The sequence below is a fragment of the Desulfovibrio inopinatus DSM 10711 genome, from assembly GCF_000429305.1.
GTDB lineage: Bacteria > Desulfobacterota > Desulfovibrionia > Desulfovibrionales > Desulfovibrionaceae > Alteridesulfovibrio > Alteridesulfovibrio inopinatus.
Window position 1 is genome coordinate 171,794 of the sequence record NZ_AUBP01000012.1, and the last position, 21,965, is coordinate 193,758.

General features: G+C 50.5%; 17 protein-coding genes. 9 read left to right on the forward strand and 8 right to left on the reverse strand.

The window, feature by feature from the left end; genetic code table 11:
• Positions 1-56 precede the first annotated feature (56 nt).
• Entirely contained in the window at positions 57-668 is a 612-nt protein-coding gene (locus G451_RS0111415) for a peptidylprolyl isomerase (RefSeq protein ID WP_034641806.1), read from the forward strand.
• A 61-nt stretch (positions 669-729) separates the two neighbouring features.
• A complete protein-coding gene (locus G451_RS0111420; protein WP_027184367.1) occupies positions 730-945 on the forward strand; it encodes a hypothetical protein in 216 nt (71 codons plus the stop codon).
• 39 nt (positions 946-984) lie between these two features.
• Here G451_RS0111420 and gluQRS read toward each other — a convergent pair whose 3' ends face one another.
• The 3 genes from gluQRS to G451_RS28960 all read right to left on the reverse strand — a co-directional run bounded on the left by gluQRS (position 985) and on the right by G451_RS28960 (position 3,800).
• Positions 985-2,076 (reverse strand): tRNA glutamyl-Q(34) synthetase GluQRS, encoded by a 1,092-nt coding sequence (gene gluQRS / locus G451_RS0111425; protein ID WP_245587810.1) that lies wholly within the window; start codon positions 2,074-2,076, stop codon positions 985-987.
• Positions 2,077-2,250: 174 nt separating this feature from the next.
• Positions 2,251-3,066 carry a DUF4405 domain-containing protein gene (locus tag G451_RS0111430; RefSeq protein ID WP_027184369.1) on the reverse strand — a complete coding sequence of 272 codons (816 nt, stop codon included), beginning with the start codon at positions 3,064-3,066 and terminating at the stop codon, positions 2,251-2,253.
• A 236-nt stretch (positions 3,067-3,302) separates the two neighbouring features.
• Complete coding sequence (locus G451_RS28960) at positions 3,303-3,800, reverse strand: periplasmic heavy metal sensor (protein WP_051261406.1); 498 nt, start codon at positions 3,798-3,800, stop codon at positions 3,303-3,305.
• A 223-nt stretch (positions 3,801-4,023) separates the two neighbouring features.
• Between G451_RS28960 and G451_RS0111450 the strand changes: the two genes are divergently transcribed.
• Complete coding sequence (locus tag G451_RS0111450; protein ID WP_169727868.1) at positions 4,024-5,805, forward strand: ATP-binding protein; 1,782 nt, start codon at positions 4,024-4,026, stop codon at positions 5,803-5,805.
• Positions 5,806-5,840: 35 nt separating this feature from the next.
• On the forward strand, positions 5,841-7,199 hold the full coding sequence (locus tag G451_RS0111455; protein WP_027184371.1) for a sigma-54-dependent transcriptional regulator: 1,359 nt from the start codon (positions 5,841-5,843) through the stop codon (positions 7,197-7,199).
• A 3-nt stretch (positions 7,200-7,202) separates the two neighbouring features.
• On the opposite strand, the gene G451_RS28965 is transcribed toward G451_RS0111455, so the two are convergent.
• The 3 genes from G451_RS28965 to G451_RS0111470 form a co-directional block, all read right to left on the reverse strand.
• Positions 7,203-7,724, reverse strand: a complete 522-nt coding sequence (locus G451_RS28965; RefSeq protein WP_051261407.1) for a DUF2867 domain-containing protein — start codon at positions 7,722-7,724, stop codon at positions 7,203-7,205.
• Positions 7,725-7,806: 82 nt separating this feature from the next.
• Complete coding sequence (dsrP, locus tag G451_RS0111465) at positions 7,807-8,979, reverse strand: sulfate reduction electron transfer complex DsrMKJOP subunit DsrP (RefSeq protein WP_027184372.1); 1,173 nt, start codon at positions 8,977-8,979, stop codon at positions 7,807-7,809.
• 159 nt (positions 8,980-9,138) lie between these two features.
• A complete protein-coding gene (locus G451_RS0111470) occupies positions 9,139-12,420 on the reverse strand; it encodes an ATP-binding protein (RefSeq protein ID WP_027184373.1) in 3,282 nt (1,093 codons plus the stop codon).
• A gap of 270 nt (positions 12,421-12,690) precedes the next feature.
• Between G451_RS0111470 and G451_RS0111475 the strand changes: the two genes are divergently transcribed.
• Positions 12,691-13,941 (forward strand): glycerophosphodiester phosphodiesterase family protein, encoded by a 1,251-nt coding sequence (locus G451_RS0111475; protein WP_027184374.1) that lies wholly within the window; start codon positions 12,691-12,693, stop codon positions 13,939-13,941.
• 110 nt (positions 13,942-14,051) lie between these two features.
• On the opposite strand, the gene G451_RS34115 is transcribed toward G451_RS0111475, so the two are convergent.
• Positions 14,052-14,453: a hypothetical protein gene (locus tag G451_RS34115; RefSeq protein WP_027184375.1), complete on the reverse strand. Its 402-nt coding sequence runs from the start codon at positions 14,451-14,453 to the stop codon at positions 14,052-14,054.
• Between the two features lie 337 nt (positions 14,454-14,790).
• On the opposite strand from G451_RS34115, the gene G451_RS34120 reads away from it, so the two are divergent.
• The 4 genes from G451_RS34120 (at position 14,791) to G451_RS0111500 (ending at position 19,139) form a co-directional block, all read left to right on the forward strand.
• Positions 14,791-15,873 carry a TAXI family TRAP transporter solute-binding subunit gene (locus tag G451_RS34120; RefSeq protein WP_169727869.1) on the forward strand — a complete coding sequence of 361 codons (1,083 nt, stop codon included), beginning with the start codon at positions 14,791-14,793 and terminating at the stop codon, positions 15,871-15,873.
• 249 nt (positions 15,874-16,122) lie between these two features.
• Positions 16,123-16,848 carry a DUF2491 family protein gene (locus tag G451_RS0111490; RefSeq protein ID WP_027184377.1) on the forward strand — a complete coding sequence of 242 codons (726 nt, stop codon included), beginning with the start codon at positions 16,123-16,125 and terminating at the stop codon, positions 16,846-16,848.
• Between the two features lie 154 nt (positions 16,849-17,002).
• Positions 17,003-17,770: a coiled-coil domain-containing protein gene (locus tag G451_RS0111495; RefSeq protein WP_027184378.1), complete on the forward strand. Its 768-nt coding sequence runs from the start codon at positions 17,003-17,005 to the stop codon at positions 17,768-17,770.
• A gap of 241 nt (positions 17,771-18,011) precedes the next feature.
• Positions 18,012-19,139 (forward strand): AAA family ATPase, encoded by a 1,128-nt coding sequence (locus G451_RS0111500; protein ID WP_027184379.1) that lies wholly within the window; start codon positions 18,012-18,014, stop codon positions 19,137-19,139.
• 228 nt (positions 19,140-19,367) lie between these two features.
• On the opposite strand, the gene G451_RS0111505 is transcribed toward G451_RS0111500, so the two are convergent.
• Positions 19,368-21,842: a glycogen/starch/alpha-glucan phosphorylase gene (locus tag G451_RS0111505; RefSeq protein WP_027184380.1), complete on the reverse strand. Its 2,475-nt coding sequence runs from the start codon at positions 21,840-21,842 to the stop codon at positions 19,368-19,370.
• Positions 21,843-21,965: the final 123 nt, after the last annotated feature.

Here is a 21,965-nt window from a genome sequence, read left to right on the forward strand (position 1 = left end):
CTCTATGGTACAGCCAATTCATCTTTGTGACACCTTACCCGAGGAGGCCCCACTCCATGACTCCCAACACCGTATTTCGTCGTCTTGCAGCCATCTCTGCTGTGCTATGCTTTTGCTTGTGCGTTTTCTCAACTCGCGCTCACGCTCAAGAACCGGTGTATGTTCAACTTACCACCAACAAGGGGAATATCGTCCTGGAACTCGATCCCAAGGATGCCCCTGTCTCCGTTGAAAATTTTCTCAAATACGTCAAACGCGGTGTGTATGACGGTACGATCTTTCACCGGGTAATTGATGGATTTATGATCCAGGGAGGCGGCTTCGACGCCAACTTTGAAAAGCGCCCCACCGATACCGCTATTCGCAATGAAGCCGACAACGGACTCAAAAATACTATGTATACGATTGCCATGGCCCGCACCATGGACCCGCATTCTGCGACGAACCAATTTTTTATCAATGTCAACAACAACGGTTTTCTCGATCACACGAGCAAAACCGCCACGGGCTGGGGATATGCCGTTTTTGGAAAAGTCATAAAAGGGCAGAATGTTGTGGACGCCATCAAATCAGTCCCAACCACATCAAAGGGCCCGTATAACGATGTTCCCGTCGATCCGGTCATTCTCGAAAAAGCCGAAGTCATCGCGAATCCATCCGCGTCTTGACGCTATGAAACAACCGACCTATATTTTTTTGAATACATCTCAGGAATAATGGGAGCAGGACATGAGCATTTCACCATTGACCGGCATAAGTCCTACACCAAGCATCACGAACTACCAATCGACACAAGAAACCGGAACGAACTATTCGGCCGACCAACAGAGTATGGCCATCAATGATGCTGCTCAAGCCCAATCGAGCCTCGTCAACAATCTGGACCGTCAAATGGTCACGTTGGCCGATGCTCCGATCGGCAATATCATCAATACAACCGCGTAGTGTTGTCCTTTCCCACCGCGCGCACCCTGCGCGCGGTGGTTATGTACTCATCAACGCACGCATATCAGCGTGCGTCACCACCACTGGTCCTTTCGGTAAGCGTTCAAAAGAAAATTCTCCAAGCAAATCACGTGGTCGCACCCGCCCCACACGATCCAGCACCCCTGCTTTATATGCCAAGAACCCAATAATTCGCCTCGGCGAGACGCCAGCATCGAATAAAACATCAAGCCCTGTATCGTGATGTCGCTTTGACAACCGTCTTCCGTCTTCCCCAACCAACAATGGAATATGGCCGTATGCGGGAGGGGTGTAGCCCAACAAGCGGAAGAGCAAAATCTGTTGCGGCGTGGAATCAAGAAGGTCATCACCGCGTACAACGTGTGTCACTCCCATAAGAGCGTCATCAACGACAACAGCAAGCTGATAGGCATGGACACCATCAGCCCGGCGCAAAACAAAATCACCGCACTCAGATGCAACATGACACGACACCGGACCTGCAACGAGATCTGTAAATTCGACGGCACTCTTCTCGTCGACCCAAAGTCGCATTGAGGGAGGTTTCACCCGCTCCCGTTCCTTTCGCTCCGCTTCTGCAAGTGTTCGACAGACCCCGGGATAGGTCGGTCCTTTGTCTTCAACATGTGGGGCTTGCGCCATTTGGAGGAGTTCCTTGCGCGTACAGTAACATGGATATAACCGACACTCATGACTCAGCCGGTCGAGCGCATGCTGATATATCTCTCGCCGCGCGCTCTGCACATACGGACCATGCGGCCCTCCAACATCGGGCCCCTCGTCCCAATCAATACCGAGTCGACGGAAATCGGCGATGATTCGCTGTGCAAACTCCGGTTTTGATCGGGCCGGATCCAAGTCTTCGATGCGCAACACCATGCTCCCACCAGCTTGCCGAGCAGCAAGCCACGCGAGCAACCCCGCCCATACATTGCCTAAATGCATCACCCCACTCGGACTTGGGGCAAGACGACCCTTTACCAACACGATATGAGCCTCCGGCAACACACGAATCGTTATGGTTAAACGCTTCGTGTGAACCATAATATTTTTCCCAACGGATTCATCGAGGAGAGAGAAAAAGCCCCCCACTCCACAAGAAACCGCCATGACGTAACTCGTCATCATAACGAATAAAATGATAACGCAATTCCCTCAGGATCGTAAGGGATGCGAATACAGGAAGTTGCAAAAGCAGAACGTATCAATACAAAATATAGTGAGGGGAGATGGCAGCAGGAGGGGACTCGTCATCCCCTCCCGAGATGAGAAAGAATGTATGCGCTACTCTTTTCCGGCTCTCCACGCACGAATCATCATATACACATCATGCGGAGATTGATTCGAAGCATTCGCCGCTTCTTTGAATGTCATCTCAGGCGTAGCCGTTATATTTTTTGTTTTCAAGAAGGCAATAAGCTCATCTTGATTGATATCGAATTGTTTGGAAAACACGGCAATGGTTAACCGTCCTGTCCCTTCCGGAGCTTGTTGCGGCAAACTGACGGCTCCAGACAGTTTCATTTTTTCAAAAACCCCATGTGGCGACAGATTGTTGTTCCGTGCAATATCTTTGATGATTTCATCGGCCGATTCGACGCGGACACCATTTTCTTTCAAGGCCGCTATAGCATCATCGACATTCAGCCCGAGGTACGCAGAAAATTTCTTGAGTGATGACAGTTCGGCATGCCCAAACGGAGGATTGCCATATGTTTCGATATGCCCTTCTTTAATCCAGACTCCAAGATCAAGCACTTGCTGCATAGGAGGCAACTGGAACAGTGTCCCGATAGCGACATACAACGTAATAATCAAAGAAATGGTAAATGGCTTAGTAAACACAACCATTTCTTTGGCTTTATTCTTCATGTACGCCAAAATAGGCTTCCAGTTATAATAAATATGCAAAAGCAAGGCGAAAAGAAACAGGAATCCCGTTGTCAGATGCATGGCATCCCATTGATCCTTGGTCAAACCTAGCATGGTCCAATCTGCCCAATACGCCACACGACCATGGGGCTCAAGATAGAGAATGACACTGGTGAGAATGACAAAAAAACCAGAGAGAAACAGCGTAAGAGAAGTTATTTTGCGCATGAACGTCGTCCCTTGCAATGCATGCGTTGAAGTTTCCGTATTAAAGATATGGCGCGAAAGCGCGAGTCAACCCATTTCCCTTTCTTAGATAGAAAAATGAGCAATTTCAAGAACGAACAACAAGATCATGATGGTATTTCCGTCCTGAAACTCAGGCGAAAAGGCGTGCTGAAAAAATCCCCGGGACTTCGTCGAAGTCCCGGGGATTTTTTCAAAAGAAATTTCAAGGATTGGTACTAGTTCGTATTCCCGTATCCACCCATCATTCCATTGCCGTAGCCCATACCGTGACCATAGCCCATGCCGTGACCGTACCCCATACCACGACCGGAGCCATATCCCGGACAGCCAGCGCTGATATCAACACCAATTTCCTTTTGAACCTTCGCGACAAAAGCTTGATTGGAGTCGTACATCTTTTGACGCAAATTCCGAATGTCCGAAATAAGCGACTGTACTTTCGCCTGATCAACATTGGCGCTTCCCGAAATGGCCTTCAGCTCTGCGTTCTTGGCCCAAATATCTTCACGCAAATTATACATGGTCTTTTGGTGATCTTCGAGCAACGCATTGTAGGCATCCTGCTTGTCTGCCGGAATCTGTACTTGTGCAGTGTTAGTGTTTCCGTAGCCAGGACATCCGCCGCGGCCCCATCCAGGACCAGCAAAGCTGACGGCCGAGCCGATGAGAAGAATGGAGATAACAAACAGGGAAGGGATAAAGATCTTTTTCATGTGACTCACTCCTTGGGAGGTTGGTGGTTCATTGATTGCAATATCACACCAGCAAGGCATGTGCCACAGAGTTAAAAAATTTTATCACACTGAAATACCAAACATATTTAACCAAAGATCCTGAGGCTTCTCAATTCGTCCCCCACAAAGCGTATAGCTTTTAAACACAAAGTGCCGTATGAACGTATCAAAATTAAACACATTGACCAGGACCACGTCAGCAATGCAATTTTCGTTTGAAGACATGGACCGCGATACAAATCGCTTTGCCTCTCCGTGGCTTTTATTTGGAGCAACGGGCATTTTGGCTTTAGTTGTGACAATCATGGCTTTTTTGAACATCCATCGTCATGAAATCGATCTGACGCGCATCATGGTTCAAAAAGGAGCCGGCCTTATCCGGGCGTTCGAAGCTGGAACGCGTACGGGGATGCGAGGACATTTTGGTTCGGGTGTCCGATTGCAATCTCTTCTGACAGAAACGGCCAAACTGGAAGATGTACATTTTCTTGCCATCACCGATGCCACCGGTCTGGTATTAGCTCACAGCAATCAAGATATGATTGGAACACGACTGTTTTCTCCGGAAACCATGAAAACGCTCGACCCGACGCCTGAAGAAAAGTGGAAGTTGTCCACGGACGATACCGGAAAAAAGTCGTTTACGGTCTATCGTACCTTTCTCAAAGGTCAGGGAGAATGGCGAGGAAGAGGCGGCGGAGAAGGAGGAGGAGGAAAGCACCGTGGTATGCCTCGCTTCCTTTGCCCCGGAACGTGTCCGAGTGACGAAGCAGCAAAGCTGTATGACGATAAACTTGTCATCTTTGTCGGACTTGACGACACGCCCTATGCCGACGCCCGAGATGCCGATATTCACGGCACCATCCTCAATGCCGTCATCTTGTTCATTATCGGTCTGGCCGGAGTAGGAATACTGTACCTTGGACAACGTATCCGGGCATCGCGACAGAAACTCAAACAATCTCGTATTTTTGCCTCGGAAGTCATCTCCAGCTTGCCCGTTGGTCTGGTCGTTACGGATCGCCAGAATAACGTCACCTATGTCAATGATGTCGCCATGCGACTTTTTGCTCTGCCCTCCGACATACAACCAGGCAAACCGGCATCAGAAGTCATGCCGGCCGAGCTGCATCGCTTTTTTGATCAAGACACAAGCGAAAAAATAGCCGGACGACATATCACGATCCACCCCTCCAATGAAAGCGCCCTACCACTCAGTGTCGGCGTTTCAACTATTGCCGCTGAAGCGGGCGATATCGCCGGGCGACTGTTTGTCTTCGAGGATTTGTCGGAACTGGAACGATTGCAGAATGAAGTCCGACGTAAGGAAAAATTAGCGGCCGTTGGCAGTCTGGCTGCCGGTGTTGCCCATGAAATCCGTAATCCTTTAAGCTCCATCAAAGGATTCGCCATTCATCTCGGAAACCGATTCCAGGAAGGATCGGACGACAAAAATATCGCCAAGGTTATGGTGGGTGAAGTCGATCGTGTCAACCGAGTCATTACGCAGCTTCTGGATTTCACTCGGCCGACCGATGTCAACCCGCGTGAAGTCGATCCCATCCCCATTGTGGAGCGGGTGGCGCATCTCGTCGAACACGATGCACGAGACGCCGACATCGAACTGACGATTTCGACATCCCATGCCCCACATGTCGCTCACCTTGACCCCGATCGCTTTTCTCAAGCTCTACTCAATGTTTGTCTGAATGCCATTCAGGCCATGACAGAAGGAGGCAAACTTAACATCGCGGCCATAACCGAAGATGGCATGTTCGTTGTACGCATCACCGATAACGGCCCAGGCGTTGCCGAAACAGATCTCGCTCAGATTTTCGATCCGTATTTCACCACCAAGCCGAGTGGGACAGGACTTGGCTTGTCCATTGTTCAAAAAATCATGGAAGCTCACGGAGGAGATGTCACCATCTCTTCCCTCCCCGGTCAGGAAACAACGGTTTCGCTCAGATTCCCTCGTGCCTGAGTGGGGTGTTCTTCTGGAAGCATAGAGGAGCCAGAATGAAACCAACGGTCCTTATTGTCGATGACGACAACGCACACCGTCTCATGCTCAAAACCATGTTGTCGGGGTGGGGATATGGCACTGTTGAAGCCGGAGATGGCCAAGAGGCTGTGGAAATCATCCATCATCGACCATTTGATGCCGTTCTCATGGATGTGCGTATGGCCGGTATGGATGGCATTACCGCACTGGGACATATCAAAGCCTATAACCCGGCCATTCCCGTCCTCATTATGACGGCGTACGGTTCGGTATCGGCCGCCGTCGATGCCGTCAAGGGAGGGGCGTACGATTATTTATTGAAGCCGCTCGATTTCGATGATTTGCGCATCACCTTGGAACGCTCCATCGAACATCTCAAGCTCAAAACGGAAAATCGAGACTTACGCGATAAACTGGCGAATACGGATGTGTTTTCCGGCATCATCGGATCAAGCCGCGCTATGCGTGATGTACTGGAGCTTGCCGCAACCGTCGCACCGAGCGAAGCAACCGTGCTCATTACCGGTGAATCGGGAACAGGCAAAGAACTCATCGCCAAAGCCGTGCACATGGCCAGTGCCCGAAACGCCGGCCCCCTGGTGAGTGTCAATTGTGCCGCATTAACCGAAACTCTTCTCGAATCCGAACTGTTTGGCCATGAAAAAGGCGCGTTTACCGGAGCGGACAAACGCCGTGAAGGACGTTTTCAAAAGGCACATGGGGGCACTCTATTTCTTGATGAAATCGGCGAGATTGCCCCGCAAATCCAAGCCCGACTGCTCCGAGCCATTCAACAGGGTGAAATTCAACGCTTAGGCAGTGACGATCTGCTCAGAGTTGATGTTCGCGTTTTAGCGGCAACCAACCGTGACCTTATCAAAGAAGTTGAAGCCGGCCGATTCCGTGAAGATCTTTATTACCGGCTTAATGTCGTTTCGATTCATGTTCCACCACTGCGCGAACGTTTGGACGATATTCCGCTTCTTGTTGAGCATTTCCTCAATGTTTTTGCCGACAAGAACCGAAAATCCGTTCGCGGTTTCACGCCCAAAGCTATGGATATGATGCTCAAATACACTTGGCCGGGCAATGTTCGAGAACTCGAAAATGCCGTAGAGCGTGCAGTCATACTCACGCAGACGGACCGCATCGGTGAAAACGAACTCCCCCTTGCCATCATGAAAGCCTATCCAGGAGAATCGAGCATACCATCACCCATGGCGGGAGATTCGCATACCCTGGAGGATATCGAGCAACGCGCCATTCTCGATACCCTTGCCGCATGCGACAACAACAAGTCCGAAGCGGCGAGACGTCTTGGTATCACTCGCGCAACCTTACACAAGAAGCTGAAACGATACGGGGTGAAATAGCCCTCAGCATGCAGCACAAGGGACTTCTTCCACTCCCTTGGCTGCCGCTTGGACCATCGCCTGAACGATAAGATGATGAAACGGCCGAATAACGTTGAAATAGATCGGCCCCAACCTATTGTTATACATGACAATGGTATACACGCTGTAATTGACCAAACCTTCGGACCCAGGTTCAGGCACAACAGCAAGATACGCATCGAGGTGTTTGTCACTCGCAAACATCACATACAACCGCTCCGGGCTGTATGCATGCAGCTCAAAAAAATCGACAGGATCACCCGGTGTGGTCGGTACGGTTTCCGCCGTCAACTTCGGAGACGGTTGAAAGTCATATTCCAACCCGCACCATTTGGCGAAGATATTACGAATACGAAACAACACACGAGCCCATGCTGGTCTCCAATTGATCAGTCCTGCCACAAACGATTTCATATCAACTGAGCTCGTGACGGTTTTCACGTCGACATGGTCGGCACTTTCTAACAAGGAACGTAATGACTCCATCATTTCAGCGTGTTGCACTGGATGCTCCTGATTGTATGTTCAAAAGCCACGTTACCTCTGCATGCTGTAACGCGAGGAGGAACTGGAAATGGGCGATTAACTACGCCTTCGCTAAGCGGCCAGCCCGATCCTGCCTGACCCGGACGACGACATTAAGAAGGATTGACAAAATGAGGGCTCCAATCCCGTAGACTCCAATCGATATGACAACCTCAAGCACTGTCGGAACATATTCAGTGATCTCATGTGTCATAGATGGAATGAACCCGCCGGCGATAAGCCCCAGTCCTTTATCGATCCATGTTCCAAGAAACACCATAATACATATCGCAGGGATAAGGCGGGGATTGCTGTAGGCTCTGCGCACAAGCAATAACCACATGGCCGCTACCATGAGCACGACCGAGAGCCACATCCAAGGAACGAGCGCATGCTTCCCCTCCAACCCTGCATATAAATACATGAAATGCGCGGTATGCTCGGGAATGTTCGAATAAAACACGACAAAGGCTTCGCACACAAGAAAAAACAGGTTTGCCAACAATCCATACCGAATAATCGTCATCAAAGCGGCAATAGCTTTTTCACCAACATCAAACCCAGACACTCGTCGCAAAATATATAGTAAGAGAATAAGAAAGGCCGGTCCGGAAGCAAATGCCGATGCAAGAAAACGCGGCGCTAAAATGGCGGTCAGCCAAAAACTCCGGCCAGGCAAGCCACAATAGAGAAACGCTGTCACGGTATGAATACAAAATGCCAGAGGGATAGAGAAAAGAATAAGCGGTTTTATCCATGTCGGAGGCGCCATGCCGTTACGCTCGGCTTGCAGCACATTCCACCCCACAATGATATTCACCAGCATATATGCGGACAACACGGTTCCATCCCAAAAAATAACTGAATTCGGTGTGGGATGAAGAAAAACATTGAATGCGCGAGCCGGTTGTCCCAGGTCGACGAACAAAAACAGGAGGCACATGCAAATTGTCGCGACTGCGGTAAATTCACCAACAATCGTTATTTTTCCGAATTCTTTGAAATTATGCAAATAATACGGCAACACGAGCATGACGGCAGAAGCAGCGACCCCAACGAGAAACGTGAGTTGCGCCACATAGAACCCCCAGGACACATCCCGGGACAACCCTGTAATGGTCAACCCCATTTTCAACTGCCATAAGTAGGCAATGCCTGCTCCGACAATGACGGCCACAAGCAATCCTATCCAGCTCCAAAATCGTCCTCCACTCCGAATCACCAAATCCAGCATGATAGACCTCCAGAATGTTCACCACGCATCACTGCGTAGCCAATCAACACATCAATGGAGCCTCTACACCGGACGAATTAAGCGAGAATTAATCGGGTGGGAATTAATCAAAGCGAAATTTTAAAAATAAGCAAAATTGAACGTATCACATTGCGGAACTCAGCTTTCCACGAGGTCGGACACAAGACGTTGATACAGCGCTTTGGTTTCTGTACTCGGTAAAATCCCAAGTTCGTCTTGAAGACAACAGCGACACCGTTCGAAGATATCGTGGACAGCGGCCATATCTGCACGTTCGGCATGCGCTTGCATCAAGTATCGATAAATGGGCTCGACATGCCCATCCACACAAAGACAGGCTTCAGCGTGCTCGATACAGCCTTGCCAATCCTGATTTCCCCACGCTGAGGCAACAAGCCGAGACATACATTCCACATATTCGTTGTGCAGGTTCAGTCGCTCTCCTCGAAACCAGTCTTCTTCCGGGTCTTCCCCAAAGAGCGGACCGTGGTACAAGGACTTCGCCTTGTTCCAGACGGGAGCCGCCTCGTCCGAAGAATGACGGTCCAGCGACCGGGCATCTCGAACCGCACAATAAAACTGCTTCACATCAATCGAACCATCCTGCCCCGTCTCCAGACGATAACTATTATCGCGTCGCAACAGATACGAGGACGGTTGCCCTCGCTGAAGGCTGGGTTCCAGCAACTTGCGTAAAAAGGTCATTGCGACATGAAACCGTTTTCCTGTCACCTGCGGATCTTCATCCGGCCATGCCAGCTCAAGTAAAATATCTTTATCAATAAATCCGCTTTCGCTTTTGAGCGCCAAATACTTGAAGATCGTTAAGGCTTTGAAGTTCCGCCACACTTCATCAACAAGAGGGGTCTCACCGAGCGTCACCGTAAAACGCCCCAGCAACGTAACATGTAATGGAACAGGCACCGGAGACGGACTTGATGTCACCATGGCAGCGGCTGTGGTTCGTTCCACGCCTTTTCCTGTGCGGGCAACATGACGCAACTGCATAACAGTCTCATGATCGAGACGTTTCATCACCGAATCAATAAATGCGCTTTTTTCTTCTGACGCAACATAGCGAACCAAAACAGGGACTAAATGGGGAATATCTTCAACCAACCATGCCCCATAATCATACTGTGAACCGAGTCGAATAGCCTCGGCAAAATGGACATCGGCCGAAGCGGATCGCCCGGATAATGCATCAATGCGCGCCGTAATCACGGCACGTTGAAAACGAAGAAAGGTCGAGAGATCAATGCCTGCACCGTTTGTTGTCATCATGTGCAGCGCCTCGTCATACCGTTCCAACTCCACCAAAGTACGGGCCAGTTGAAGCGCAAGTTCTCCTTGCCACGCTACAAGGCCTTTCCCTTCAATACACGCAAGACCTCGCGCAAACGAAGCGTGTGCTCCATGCCAATCATCATCGGCTGTACACAGGACGCCCATCAATTCATGGTAGACAGATTTTCCCCAAGGATGCCCCAGAGCTGTAAATATATCATACACCACCTCCGCGGACTGACGGGCATCGTCAAGATCACCCAGCTCTATTGCATTGCGAGCCTTAGAGTAACTTAACCATCCGTATTGATGATCAAAGACACCAAGGTGTTTGACCATTTCCAACCCTTTTTCAGCCAAAGCCTTTCCACGATGGAAATCCCGTCGATACCGTGCAATCAATGCACTGTGCGCATGCACAAGGGGCAAAATCAATTCTGCTCCCATGGCCTCGAAGGCCTCCAGGCTTCGGGTCGTTGCAATATCGGCCTCAACAAAATGCCCTGCAGCCTGTTGCCGCATGATATGGCAAAACCGAATCCACAGACGACTGAAGTTCCTCATGGGATTTCCGCTTTGGGCTGTTAAACCCATGGCCTCATGAAGCAGTGTATCGGCAGCCTCGAATTTTCCCAATATCGATGCAAAGAAAATGCAGTAACCGGCAATATCACTTCGAACACAGGGATCAGATTGTGATGTCTCCCACAGTGCATACATATTCTCATAGGCACTCACGATATTGCCTCGAAAATATTCATGGACGCCGATTTCCCTCAAGCAGGATTCTTCTCCAAGCGTGTCGTTGGCCGCCCGGAAAAGATGCAATGCGTTTTGAAACTGAGCAACGGCTTGATCCATGTTCCCACGAATGGAGGCGAGGCGAGCTTTGAAAAGAAAAACACGGGGGTGCCGCTTCACGATTTCATCAGGCAGTGTATCAAGCGCTTCACTGAGCAATGCAAATGAATATGAAGCCCAATCTTCCACTCGCACCAACGGCTCCAACACATGACAGATTTCATCGTGTAAATTTTCGCTCATATACAAGCGTAACGCCTGTTGCCCGTGACCTTTTTCTTCCAATATCCGACCAAAGGAACAGAGGAGATCCGTCAACTCTTGCCGATTATAGCGCAATTTGGCTTGACGGCGCAGACCATCGCGCAACAAATGATGATAACAGTAACTGTTCTCGCCAGGTAAACGAAAGGTAAACACATGATTTCGGCAAAGCTGTTCCAAAACGGCAGACGTATCACTGCGCTGGAGCGCAGCATTGCAAATCGACGGTTCCATCCAGTCCAACAACGCCGTCTTGCACATAAAGTCAGAGAGTTCATCAGGCAAGCCTGATAACACATTCTCTTCAAAGTAGTTTGTGACGGTCTCATGCGTGGTCACATCTCGTGACTCAGGCGATGCCAAGCACAACAAAACGATCCCGGCCGCCCACCCACGGCTTCGACGATAATTTTCAACTAATGTTATCGAATCGATGCTTTCTCCAACAAGATGCCGGCAGAGTCGGTCACTCTCCATCTGGCACAATCCAAGTTCCGCTTCCCCGAATGCACGCACCTGACGGCGACTTTGAAACAACGACAGTCGAAACGCAGGTTGTGTTCGACTCAAGAGGAGCCAATGCACCGTGGTTGGAAGGCGCTCCATGAGAAATTCAACGCAGGAAGAAATATCGGGATTTTCCCCAAGACGGTGGCAATCATCCAGAACAATCAAGAGTGGGGCCTGAATGTGCTCTCCGATTTCACTCGCAAACGCACACAGCACCGATTGTCGCACAGAATCCAGAACAAGAGGTGCTGCAAGTCGAGGAAGAATCTCTGCTCCAAAGTCGGGCACATACTGTCGTGCCCCGGCAATCAAGTAGCTCAAGAACGTATTGAAATCTCTGTCGAACTCGTCGAGCCCATACCAGAGCGTTTGCATACCGGCCTGTTCGACAACCTGAGCGGCCAATGATGTTTTCCCATATCCGGCTCCTGCGACATAGAGACAAATCGGTGATTCGATAACAGCTTTCACGAAGGCTTGGATATTTTCGCGAGGTACCAAATCCGGAGCCACTGCCGGAGCAAGCTTGGATGGAAGGATATGTATAGACTGCTCCATGAAAAACTCTCAATGGTTAAAATACGTTCAATTAGTTTCAGGTTCCGTATCCAATTCTCGGTATCCAAGCAAGAATGGCGCGTTTTTCTCCAGAGGTGCTTTTCCTCCTCGAACCTGGCTCCAAAACGAATCGCATTGACAATACATCGTTGCAAAGAACTTCATATTGACACGTACCGTTGACCAACTTGCCATATCAATACTGTACAGGATGCTGATTTGACATGCACGGAACATGAGTACGGAGATAACCTTTACAAGGAAAACAGTATGAACTTCTCTCGCGTATCCGCCTTGCTCGGTTTGTGTACGGTATTTTTTCTCTGCCCTGGGCAATCCTGTGCCGCAGAAAATGTCCAGCTGGGCCCCCGGCCTTATTATCTTGTCAACGACATGGATGCGAGCCCGCTGAAAAGCGAACTTGAAAAATGTGTGAATACAAAACCCTCCACCTCCAACTTTTCCATCGGGCACCGTGGTGCCTGCATGATGTTTCCCGAACATTCTCGCGAATCGTACATTGCCGCTGCCCGCATGGGTGCCGGCATCATTGAATGCGATGTTACCTTCACGAAAGACAAGGAACTCGTTTGCCGCCATTCCCAATGCGATCTCCACACGACCACGAATATCCTCGCCATTCCGGAACTGGCCGCGAAATGCACCCAGCAGTTTACCCCGGCTGAAATCGATCCCAAAACCGGCGAAGTCATAAAGCCGGCTTCAGCCAAATGCTGCACGAGCGACATCACCCTGGCCGAATTCAAGACGCTGAAAGCCAAGATGGATGCGAGCAATCCCAAAGCCACCACAGTGGAAGAATACATGGATGCCACCCCGAGCTGGCGCACCGACCTCTATTCCCCCGGCACGGTCATGACGCACAAGGAAAGCATCGCCCTGTTTAAGGAACTTGGCGTGAAGATGACGCCGGAACTCAAGAGTGCCAGCGTGGACATGCCCTATGACGGCAATTTCACACAGGAAGCCTACGCGCAGAAGATGATCGATGAGTATACAGAAGCCGGTGTTGCGCCGGAAAACGTTTTTGCACAATCGTTTAATCTCAATGATATTCTCTATTGGATCAAAGCCGATCCCGAATTCGGCAAACAAGCGGTGTTCCTCGACGATCGCGATGAAACGCTCGACGGCTTCAATATCGAAGACCCCGCCACGTGGAAACCGTCCATGAAAGAACTCGCCGCCAAAGACGTCAACATCATCGCCCCGCCTTTGTGGATGCTCATGACGGTCAAAGACGGTAAACTCGCCGCGTCGGAATACGCCAAACAGGCGAAAGCGGCCGGTCTCGACATCATCACCTGGAGCCTGGAACGCTCCGGCCCTCTGCGTGACGGCGGTGGTTGGTATTACCAGACTGTCAACGATATTACCAACAATCCCGGTGATATCATGAACACCATCGATGTTCTTGCTCAAGATGTCGGCGTCATCGGTATCTTCTCTGACTGGGCCGCCACGGTGACGTATTACGCTAACTGCAAAGGCTTTAAATAACGCTTTCCCTGCATTCAGCCCACCTCCAGCGGGGCCGGCTTCGGCCGGCCCTCACTTGACTTCTTCTCGCACATTACCATTCTGTACGAATCCCCTCTTTTAGAGTATTCTCATCGTCCGGTTGTCCATTGTTTCAGCCGGCGTTTTCGATTGACACAGCATCCAACCGGCCAAGGAGATTCCATGCAAAATCGCCGTTTGCTCTTTATATTGCCGATACTTGTCCTTATCGGACTCAGCCTAACGCTTGACCATGATGCGTTCGCCAGGCGTCGCAGTAGTTCTTCCCGATCGTATCGGAGTTCATCGTCGTATAGCCGAGGTTCATCGTCTTCCTCAATTTTCGGAAGCCGAAGCGGCGGAGGTATTTTCGGGTCGTCGTCCTCGAAGTCGCGTTCATCGTCGTCAAAGAAATCAACATCGTCGTCCAAGTCCACATACAGCAAGCCCAGCTCCGGTTCGACCTCTTCCGCGCCGTCTTCAAGCAGCTCGTCATCGTCTTCTTCGAGCAAATCGACCTATTCCAAATCCGGCAGTTCGTCGGCGCCAGGCTCGTCGTCTTCGTTTGATAAATCCGTCTCGTCCACCTCTGCCAAAAGGCAGTCGACATCATCATATAATGCCTACAAGGCCGAGCAGTCGAAATTCAAACAATCATCGTCTCCGTCCAGCTCCAAGTCCTATGCGGAGCAGTACGCGAACGAGCCAATTTTCAAAAACACGAAAAAACCAAACAATTTTAGCTATGACACCCACTATTCTCAGCGTAACGCCTATTACAACTCCCGCGGCTGGAGTGCGAGCCCTTGGGTGTACGCCTCCCGCCCCTCGTTCGGCATGTGGGATGCCATGTTTTTATGGATGATACTCGACAATATCGGCAGTAATCGTCATGCGGCCCAATTTGCCCACAATCACGCCAATGATCCCGGCTACCAGGAATGGCGTGCCGAGGCTGATAAACTTGCCGCAGACAACGCCGAACTCAAGGCCAAGCTCAATGAACTCGACAAAGAGACCGGACAAATATCCGGCCCGGCCGATCCGTCCTATCTCCCGTCGGACACGCCAGCCGATGTGGCCTTGTCGGCCGATGCCCTCGCCGCCAAAGCCGATCAAGCTCCCGTATTACGCGTTGCGACCGGTTCCAAATCGGGCAATTATTATTACTTCGGCACGCTTCTCCAACAAGGAGAAGTCGGCATTGACATTCAGCTTCTCAATACCTCCGGTTCATTCGACAATCTCAAGCTCCTCCACACAGGTAAAGCCGATGCCGGTCTTGTGCAGTCCGATGCCTTCATCATGTATAAGAAACTCTATCCCGATTCGAAACTCGTTTCCGAACAGGCCGCGCTGTATCCTGAAGCCATCCAAATGATCGCCAATCGCAATGCCGGCGTTTCGTCGGTCAAGGATATCAATCCGAAAAAACATGTGCTCTACATCGGTCCCAAGGGATCGGGAACGGCGATGACCTGGGAAGGCCTGTGCCGCGAGGATGCCTCCTATGCTGCCATTCCCGTGGAATACATGGATTACGACACCGCTCTGGAAAAAGTTGCAAACAACGACAACGCCATCATGATGTTCGTTTCTGGTCTGCGCAGTCCCCTGCTCGACAAAGCTGAAGCTATGGCTAAAAATGACGCGCCGCTGCGGCTCGTGGCCGTGGATGACTGGGATTTCAATGACGAAACCGATGAAAACGGGAATAGCATTTATACGTTCGTCACCATTCCGGGCAATATCTATCCCTACCTTCAACGCGGCTGGCTGTTCAGTGGCGCCGTCGAAACACTGGCCGTGGAAGCCATTTTCGTTGTTCGCACCGAATGGGTAAAAGAAAGCGGCATGCAAGCCCTTGATGCCCTGACCTTTCAGCTCACGCAGGCGCAACCCGAAATGCTGCGGCGTGCCGGAATTCAATAGGTAACGAAGAAGATTTCGCCTGCGGCGATCCGAGGGAGGGAGAGCGGGGAGAAACCCCTTTTGAGGAAAGCGGTTTCTCCCCGCTCTCCCTCCCCCGGAACCCCCTTCCTCTCACCCCTCTTCCGCAAACCTCTTTAACGAAATGCTTGGTAAAACGGTGATACACGAAGGGATCGCGTGAGAGAGAATTTGGGGAAAACGTATTCTCTTTTCTGATGCAATATACACATGACAACAACTGGAGTAACCATGTCTTCGTTTCGACTTTTCAAAAAAATTGCCGGGAAAAAAGCAGCAGCCTTGAAGGATGGATTATTTGGCATCCCCACAGGCAACCCGACGAGAGTGGACGCGGACGCACCGCTGGGTTTACACCTCGGCGGCAAGGTACAACTCGACCAGACGCCCTTGATTCTCGGGGGAGACAACCTCGTGATAGAGCCCTATGCGCCGGAAATGGTTATTTCAGCGATGGGCACCGTTTCCTGGGCAGGAAATACGGTCTATCGTTTTTATCTGGAAGATGACGACGATAACCATGCCATGCTACAAATTGTTCCCGATGCAAAAAGCACACGGCCGGATGCCATTAGCGAATGCCGCATTTTTGTCAGTCATGACACAATCTATCCGGGCAGCTCAGAGGATTGGGACTTCTGGCTCAATGAAGAATCCGGCCTCCTCGGATGGCGTGGTTTCGCTATTGACGGCATGGAGTACGCACGTATGTGGGGCGACCGCAACCAGGAGCGGTTCACGCCGGTCATCTTTACGGAGACTATCGCTTCCGATCCCGTCGCCGCTGATCCCGATGTCGTGGAGCACGCTTGCATGCTGTACAGTCGTCTCATTTCCAAAGACCCTGAGCTGGCCGAATTCGCATTGGTCTCCGTGGAATCCGATAACGACGAGACCGCCATTCACATCATGCTCGGCCTCAATCTCAATCCAATTTCTGTCAAAACCATCTATTGATTTCTGGCAAATCGTGATTATTCCTTTACGTTCATGCCGGCAGCTGGAGCACCCGTGAGAAGTGATTGATGATTTTCTGCAGTCATTCTGCAGCGCTGCCGGAGGCAATTTACGCCATTTTTTCCAGCACCTGTTTGAGAACAAGGAGGAAAGTGTGAGTTTTTTTCAGTTCGTCAAGAATTTCGGCAAACAAAAGGCCCAGGATGCGGGCAAATCCATTGTCCAGTCATTGGCATCGTGGGATCCTGAAGCCGCTTCGGCCGCTGAAATCGAATCCATGGAAGAACGACTCAACAGCCTGACGCAAAAAGTTGCCGAAGCTCGGCAAAGCTACCAAAAAGAAAAGAAAGAGGCCGATGAAATTGAAGCGCTCTACAATCAGCGCCTCAAAGCAGCGGAAATTCTCCAGGAAAAGCTGACCGCCGATCCGGGCAACAGCCAGATTGAAACCGCCATGGAACAGGTCGTGGCCACGCTGGAAGAGATGCAGCCCGATATCGAACGCGAAATCCAGGAAGCCGAAGAGGCCAAAGCTTTCATGCAGGAACTTGAAGACGTTGCAAAAATTGCAGCCGACAAGCTCAAGACCGCTCGAAAGACCCTGGACGCCGCCAAACGCGATATGGAACGTGCCAAAATCCGCGAAGGTCAGGCCAAGGAACAATCGGAACGCGCCGCCGAACTCGCCGGTCTGCGCAAACAGTCCGACGACCTGGGCAGCGCCCTGGACGCCATGCGCCGCGAAGCCGATAAAGCTAATGCCCAGGCCGACGCCGCCCGCACAAAAGCCAAACTCTTGGCACCCACCAAGCAGGAAACCGTCGGCAACGACGCTCTCGCCGAAGCCATGAAAGAAGCCGCCGGCGAACCGGCAAAGCCGACCGCCATATCCGATCGATTGGCGGCGTTGAAGCGGAAGTAACGCCAAGCAATACCAACATATTGTCAATCTCAAGACGCCCTTGTATGAGGGCGTCTTTTTTTCTGAATCTCGACCCTTTTGGTTCCGACCGTATTCCCTCATCCGCAACAATTGTCTTCGTATTCACAGGCTCTTGCCAACGTTCCATCAAACAATCACACAAAAAATTCGGACTTGCCGTTTCAATAGTATTGAATAAAATGATCCGGAAATATCGATTCAATATATCTGGAGGAATGCCGTGTCTAATCCCTTCACCATTGAACGACTTTCGACACAGGCCGCGTTCTGTGATCGCCAAGACGAGCTGACGACCTTCGAGCGCTATGCTGAGGATAATCTCAAGGTCGTCCTGTTTTCGCCCCGTCGTTTTGGCAAAACATCGTTGCTTCTTCGGGTGCAAGACCGACTCATGAAGAAAGGGTTTGTGTGTGCGTACGCGGACTTTTCGACCGTCACCACGGTGCGAGGCGTTGCTGAAGAAATCATGCAAGGATTGTTTTCGGCACTTCACCGCAAAGAATCGCTGTTGGAAAAAGGGACGCGGTATCTACGCGTATTGACCACGTTCAAACCGATCGTGAAAATCAGTGAAACCGGCTACAAGTTGACGGTGGCTCCGGATACCAACCTGGATGACATCACCCTGTTTCGTCAAACAGTGAAAGAGCTGGCAGCTTTTGTGACCAATCATGATGTGCGGTGTTGCTTTATCATGGATGAATTTCAGGAGCTGACAAGACTGCGTGAGACGGCTGAATTGGAAGGTATTCTCCGGTCAAACATTCAAGGCGTTCCGGCGAGTTTCTTTTTTCTGGGCAGTCGGCGAAGCGTCTTACTGGCCATGTTCAACGATAAAAAACGACCGTTTTTCAAACTCGCTCGTAACGAAGAATTGGCACCACTCCCGGAAGACGATGTCGTCGTGTTTCTTCAGGAACAGTTCACCCAAGCCGGCAAAACCATTCCCGAAGACATCGCACGACGTATTGCGATGCATTCCAGAGGTCATGCCTACTATATGCAATATGTCGCGCAAGAGCTCTTCTACATGGCAGACACAGAGGCCACGCTGAAAGACCTGGAGCGCGCAGAAGAGGCCGTCTTGGCCAAAGAACAGTACGGTTTTGCCGGCATCATCCAAGGCCTGCCTCTGCAACAGCTTCGCCTTCTCAAGACTTTGGCCCAACAGAAGGAAGGCAAGCTCACGAGTGCGCGTTTTATCGGTCGTTCGGAAATGGCCGCCTCAACCATTGTCGACGCACAACACAAGCTGTTGGAACAAGATCTCATTGAAAAAGATGCGTCTGGTGCCTACCGCGTTGTCGATCCCTTTCTGGCACGGTGGCTCACGGGCGTTGATCGCTGAATATCATCAACGTTTTTTGGGAATAACATGTCCCCTCCGGAAACACCGGAGGGGACATGTTATGAGAACGTTTCCCGTTTATGTAAAACAATTTGAGATTCCGGCAGATATATCGTTCATTTCAATCCACACTGTAACCATCTAAAGTTTTTGAAGATTATCAAGAAACTTTTTCCAAAAAGTTTCTTGATCCGCCGGAGGCATTCTTCCGCTTCACTGCAAAACGCTCTAAACCGTAATATTCCAAATATCCCGACAATAATCCCGAATCGAACGATCCGACGAGAAGAAGCCGGCACGGGCGACATTGAGAATGGACATGCGCGTCCAGTGGTCCTGATCAGCCCAGGCATTGACGACGTCGTTTTGCGCTTTGGCAAAGGAATCAAAATCTGCCAAGACAAGATAATCATCCTGGTAGAGCAGGTTATCAACGAGCGGACGGAAGACATCTTTATCTCCCTTGGAGAAGACGCCGCCAGCGATCTGGTCCAGAGCTTCCATAATAACTGGATCGGACTCGGCAATCGCACGCGGATTGTACCCGTGCCGTTTGATGTCTTTGACTTCATTCGTCGTGTGACCAAACAGGAAAAAGTTCTCTGCGCCGACGCGTTCCCGGATTTCGACGTTGGCCCCGTCGAGTGTTCCCAGAGTCAGTGCGCCGTTCAGGGTAAATTTCATATTCCCTGTTCCCGATGCTTCCTTGCCGGCCATGGAAATCTGTAAGGAGACATCGGCCGCCGGGTAGATCATCTGCCCGTTTTTCACATTGAAATTCGGAACAAATACGAGCTTCAGCCGCCCATCCACATCGGGGTCGTTGTCGACCACGTCGGCTACGGCATTGATGAGCTGAATAATGAGCTTGGCCATGTAATATCCGGGCGCGGCCTTCCCGCCATAGAGAATCGTGCGAGGCGTCCAATCCCGACCCGGATCACGCTTGATCGCATTATACAGCGTAATGGCATGCAAAGCGCTCAAGTGCTGACGTTTGTATTCATGGATACGTTTGACAAGAACCTGCAACATGCTGTCTGGGTTGATGTCTGCTCCCGTGCGCTGCTTCACGGCATCGGCAAGCAAAATTTTGTTTTCCTGCTTCACCGCATGCCAGGCCATTCGGAATTGTTCTTTTTCAACCAGTGTTTCCAGCTTGGGTAAGGAACTTTCAAGACATTTCAAGCAATCCGTACCAAGGGTATCTGCAAACAAGTCCGATAACCCAGGATTAGATTGCCCTACCCATCGTCGCGGAGTCACGCCATTGGTCACGTTATAGAACTTTTTCGGCCACAGTGCATAAAAGTCTCGGAGTACATCGGTTTTCACCAACTCTGAATGGAGTGCAGCCACGCCGTTCACCGCTCGACTCCCCACAAACGCAAGATGCGCCATCCGAATATACCGTGGTCCGGTTTCGTCAATGAGAGACAATCGTTTCACAAGTTCTTCATCACCTGGCGCCATGTCGGCCACGACCTCGAGAAAACGGCGATTGATCTCGTATATGATTTCCAAATGTCGAGGAAGCATCTGAGCAAATAAAGGGATTGCCCACCGTTCTAAGGCTTCGGGTAAGAGTGTATGGTTCGTGTAGCAAAATGTCTTCGTGGTCGTGTTCCAGGCCGTGTCCCAATCCATGTCATACTCATCGACGAACAACCGCATGAGTTCAGCCACGGCAATAGAGGGATGTGTGTCGTTGAGTTGGATCGTGAACTGTTCATGGAAAGCTTCGAGTGGTTTCTCCAATGCTTTTTGCATGCGAATCATATCTTGCAACGAACAGGACACGAAAAAATACTGCTGAGCCAAGCGTAAACGCTTCCCGATTTCCGGTTCATCATTGGGATACAGAATTTTCGAAAGCGTTTCCGAAATAACTTTATCTTGTACAGCACCGAAATAATCACCCTGATTAAAAGCCTCGAAATCAAGGCCTTCCACCGCTTCGGACCGCCACAATCGCAGAATATCGCAGGTTTCACTCCGGTAGCCGACAACCGGAATATCCATTGCCACTCCCCGAATTTTTCCTCCAGGATTCCAGCGTACCCGTACGGCGCCATCGTCAGTCGTATACGCTTCGGTTGTCCCTTCGAACGCAACGTCATAGTGAATATCATGACGATGCATCCCCCAGGGGTTTCCTTGAGCCAGCCATTTATCGGCCATTTCGACTTGGCGACCATCCTGAATTTGCTGACGAAACATGCCGAACTCGTAGTAGATGCCGTATCCCACGGCGAGTACATCCAACGTGGCCATGGAATCCATGAAACAGGCTGCTAAACGCCCAAGTCCACCATTTCCCAATCCGGGTTCGTTTTCCTGCATGATGATTTCGTCAAGATCTTGTCCCAACAGTGCCAGCGCATGTCGCATCGGTTCAAGAAGATCAAGATCGAGCAAGTTGGCTCCTAGCTGTGGACCAATGAGAAACTCCGCGGAAAGATATGCAACAATCCGACGGTTTTCCCCATCCACGATACGGTCAAGTGTCTTCATCCACTTGCCAAGCATGTGGTCACGCACCGTATAGGCGACAGCCATAAACCAATCACGCGGTTGAGCAATCACCGGGTGTTGAGCAAGATTATAGTACAGATTATCTAAAACAGCCTGTTTTATTTCTTCGGGATGCGTTCCAAGCCGCACATCATTACATCGGTCATCCTCTGCGATAGCCTTGTTCATGTCTGCTGTCTCCACGATATGTAAAATTGCTGGAAGTACATACAGTCTGTTTCTCTCTACAGAAAACGACAGTATGCCGAGCATGTTTCAGCATTCTACTCCTATGCCTCTGGAGACGAATTG